Source organism: Phyllobacterium sp. P5_D12, from assembly GCF_054049495.1.
In genome coordinates this window covers 1-973 of sequence record NZ_JBFUMG010001001.1, presented here as the reverse complement: position 1 = coordinate 973, position 973 = coordinate 1, and the positions used below count along the sequence as shown (strand labels likewise).

Genomic DNA, 973 nt, shown 5'->3' with positions numbered 1-973 from the left:
AATCAGTGTCAAGAGTTATTGGCGTCGTTTTGGCGAGCGGAATTCTTTTGCCTTTTTGAAAAGGTGAATGGAGATGATTGGAAATCTCATAACGACCCCTTTCGGGGGCCGGGCGATGACGCTTGCCCATTTGAAAGCGCAAACACAAGCGCAGGAGATCAATGAAGGCAAGACGGCCGACAAGTGGCAAGTCTATCGCTGGCTGTGTGAAGGCAAGGAAGTCGTCGGTGTGGGCGACCGCGCCCTGGCGGTGCTTAATGCGTTGCTGTCGTTCCTGCCGGATAGCGAACTGTCGGAAGCAAACGGCCTGGTGGTCTTTCCCTCCAACGTTCAGCTTTCGATGCGTGCCCACGGCATGGCCAATGCCACATTGCGCCGGCATCTCGCGGCGCTGCTGGAATGCGGCCTGATCACGCGCAAGGACAGCCCAAACGGCAAACGCTATTCAAGGAAGGGCAGGGGAGGGGAGATCACCGACGCGTTCGGCTTCTCCCTAGCACCGTTGCTGGCACGCGCAGAGGAGCTGCAGCAGGCCGCCGAGAGCGTGCGCGCGGCGTCCATGGCCCTCAAGCTCGTCCGCGAGCGCATCACGCTCCACAGGCGCGATATCGCCAAGCTCATCGAGGTTGCCGTCGAGGAAGACGTTGCCGGCGACTGGGGAACGATCTGGGAGCGTTTCCGGGCGCTTGTTGAGGCAATCCCGCGTCAGGCGATACTTTCCGCCCTGGAGCCAATCCTGAGCGATCTGGCGACGCTGCATGACGAAGTCGTTATCCTGCTGGAAAAACACATAAATAAAGAAAATATGAGCGCCAATGAGTCTCAAAATGAACCGCAGCAACAGAATTCAAAACCCGACTCTAATTCTGATCTTGAACCTGGCTCAAGAAACAGCCAAGGGTCCAAACTCGAGCTGGTAAAAACCAAGGCTGAAGATGCAACAAAGGCCTATCCACTTGGATTGGTCATGAAG

1 protein-coding gene is annotated in these 973 nt (G+C 56.5%); it reads left to right on the top strand.

The window, feature by feature from the left end:
* Positions 1-73 precede the first annotated feature (73 nt).
* Positions 74-973: plasmid replication protein RepC (gene repC / locus ACXJ5O_RS28270; protein WP_457302806.1), on the top strand; the 900-nt coding region annotated here is incomplete at its 3' end.